The 3,302-nt window shown below is 48.7% G+C and carries 2 rRNA genes; both read left to right on the top strand.

Features of this window, described 5'->3' with window-relative positions:
- Positions 1 to 89 precede the first annotated feature (89 nt).
- Positions 90 to 2,993 (top strand): 23S ribosomal RNA (locus P7J49_RS11480).
- 192 nt (positions 2,994 to 3,185) lie between these two features.
- Positions 3,186 to 3,301: ribosomal RNA gene (gene rrf, locus P7J49_RS11475) — 5S ribosomal RNA — on the top strand.
- Position 3,302: the final 1 nt, after the last annotated feature.

Below are 3,302 nucleotides of genomic sequence, written 5' to 3'. Positions count from 1 at the left end.
TACGTATAGAAATAGTAACAAGAAAATAAACCGAAAACGCTGTGAATATTTAATGAGTTTTCTAATTTTTGAAAAAATTAGGTTAATAAGGTTAAGTTAATAAGGGCGCACGGTGGATGCCTTGGCACTAGAAGCCGATGAAGGACGTGACTAACGACGAAATGCCTTGGGGAGCTGTAAGTAAGCAATGATCCAGGGATGTCCGAATGGGGGAACCCGGCAGGTAATGCCTGTCACTCACTACTGTTAAGGTAGTGCAGAGGAAGACGCAGTGAACTGAAACATCTAAGTAGCTGCAGGAAGAGAAAGCAAAAGCGATTGCCTTAGTAGCGGCGAGCGAAACGGCAGGAGGGCAAACCGAGGAGTTTACTCCTCGGGGTTGTAGGACTGCAATGTGGACTTAAAGAGTATAGAAGAACTACCTGGGAAGGTAGGCCAAAGAGAGTAATAGCCTCGTATTTGAAATATTCTTTATACCTAGCAGTATCCTGAGTACGGCGAGACACGCGAAATCTCGTCGGAATCTGGGAGGACCATCTCCCAACCCTAAATACTCTCTAGTGACCGATAGTGAACCAGTACCGTGAGGGAAAGGTGAAAAGTACCCCGGAAGGGGAGTGAAATAGAACCTGAAACCGTGTGCCTACAACAAGTTCGAGCCCGTTAATGGGTGAGAGCGTGCCTTTTGTAGAATGAACCGGCGAGTTACGATATGATGCGAGGTTAAGTTGAAGAGACGGAGCCGTAGGGAAACCGAGTCTTAATAGGGCGGATTAGTATTATGTCGTAGACCCGAAACCATGTGACCTACCCATGAGCAGGTTGAAGGTGCGGTAAGACGCACTGGAGGACCGAACCAGGGCACGTTGAAAAGTGCTTGGATGACTTGTGGGTAGCGGAGAAATTCCAAACGAACTTGGAGATAGCTGGTTCTCTCCGAAATAGCTTTAGGGCTAGCGTCGACATTTGAGAATCTTGGAGGTAGAGCACTGTTTGGATGAGGGGGCCATCTCGGTTTACTGATTTCAGATAAACTCCGAATGCCAATGATTTATGGTCGGCAGTCAGACTGCGAGTGCTAAGATCCGTAGTCGAAAGGGAAACAGCCCAGACCACCAGCTAAGGTCCCAAAATAATTGTTAAGTGGAAAAGGATGTGGGGTTGCACAGACAACTAGGATGTTAGCTTAGAAGCAGCTATTCATTCAAAGAGTGCGTAATAGCTCACTAGTCGAGTGACCCTGCGCCGAAAATGTACCGGGGCTAAAACAATTTACCGAAGCTGTGGATAACACATTAGTGTTATGGTAGGAGAGCGTTCTATGTGTGAAGAAGGTATACCGTGAGGAGTGCTGGAACGCATAGAAGTGAGAATGCCGGTATGAGTAGCGAAAGATGGGTGAGAATCCCATCCACCGTAAGACTAAGGTTTCCAGGGGAAGGCTCGTCCGCCCTGGGTTAGTCGGGACCTAAGGAGAGACCGAAGGGTGTATCCGATGGACAACAGGTTGATATTCCTGTACTAGAGTATGAAGTGATGGAGGGACGCAGTAGGCTAACTAAAGCGGGCGATTGGAAGTGCCCGTCTAAGCAGTGAGGTGTGATATGAGTCAAATGCTTGTATCTGTAACATTGAGCTGTGATGGGGAGCGAAGTTAAGTAGCGAAGTTAGTGACGTCACACTGCCGAGAAAAGCTTCTAGCGATGTATCATACTCTACCCGTACCGCAAACCGACACAGGTAGTCGAGGCGAGTAGCCTCAGGTGAGCGAGAGAACTCTCGTTAAGGAACTCGGCAAAATGACCCCGTAACTTCGGGAGAAGGGGTGCTGACTTAAAGTCAGCCGCAGTGAATAGGCCCAAGCAACTGTTTATCAAAAACACAGCTCTCTGCTAAATCGTAAGATGATGTATAGGGGGTGACGCCTGCCCGGTGCTGGAAGGTTAAGAGGAGGGTTTAGCGCAAGCGAAGATCTGAATTGAAGCCCCAGTAAACGGCGGCCGTAACTATAACGGTCCTAAGGTAGCGAAATTCCTTGTCGGGTAAGTTCCGACCCGCACGAAAGGCGTAATGATTTGGGCACTGTCTCAACGAGAGACTCGGTGAAATTTTAGTACCTGTGAAGATGCAGGTTACCCGCGACAGGACGGAAAGACCCCATGGAGCTTTACTGCAGTTTGATATTGAGTATCTGTACCACATGTACAGGATAGGTAGGAGCCTACGAAGTCGGGACGCCAGTTTCGACTGAGGCGCTGTTGGGATACTACCCTTGTGTTATGGCTACTCTAACCCGGATAGGTTATCCCTATCGGAGACAGTGTCTGACGGGCAGTTTGACTGGGGCGGTCGCCTCCTAAAAGGTAACGGAGGCGCCCAAAGGTTCCCTCAGAATGGTTGGAAATCATTCGCAGAGTGTAAAGGTATAAGGGAGCTTGACTGCGAGAGCTACAACTCGAGCAGGGACGAAAGTCGGGCTTAGTGATCCGGTGGTTCCGTATGGAAGGGCCATCGCTCAACGGATAAAAGCTACCCTGGGGATAACAGGCTTATCTCCCCCAAGAGTTCACATCGACGGGGAGGTTTGGCACCTCGATGTCGGCTCGTCGCATCCTGGGGCTGTAGTCGGTCCCAAGGGTTGGGCTGTTCGCCCATTAAAGCGGCACGCGAGCTGGGTTCAGAACGTCGTGAGACAGTTCGGTCCCTATCCGTCGCGGGCGTAGGAAATTTGAGAGGATCTGCTCCTAGTACGAGAGGACCAGAGTGGACTTACCGCTGGTGTACCAGTTGTCTTGCCAAAGGCATCGCTGGGTAGCTATGTAGGGACGGGATAAACGCTGAAAGCATCTAAGTGTGAAACCCACCTCAAGATGAGATTTCCCATAACTTTATGTTAGTAAGAGCCCTGAGAGATGATCAGGTAGATAGGTTGGAAGTGGAAGTGTGGCGACACATGTAGCGGACCAATACTAATCGCTCGAGGACTTATCCAAGAATAAGTAACGAAGGCGTTACAAATTCTGTATGAAAATAGGAAACTGACGCAGAGTCAATAGACTCTAGGAAGTTTATCTTTTTCACTAAGAATTTAGCCTGAGTACAATTACTCACGAGTCAATATTGACAAGCGATCGGTTTCTTGTTAGAATATAGATATTCAATTTTGAGTTGACAAGACTCAGTAGTTAAGTGACGATAGCCTAGGAGATACACCTGTACCCATGCCGAACACAGCAGTTAAGCCCTAGAACGCCTGAAGTAGTTGGGGGTTGCCCCCTGTTAGATACGGTAGTCGCTTAGCA

This window comes from Streptococcus suis (assembly GCF_046032515.1).
GTDB classification, from domain to species: Bacteria; Bacillota; Bacilli; order Lactobacillales; family Streptococcaceae; genus Streptococcus; species Streptococcus suis_AL.
The sequence above is the reverse complement of the archived record's forward strand: the minus strand, read 5'-3'. Positions and strand labels throughout refer to the sequence as shown.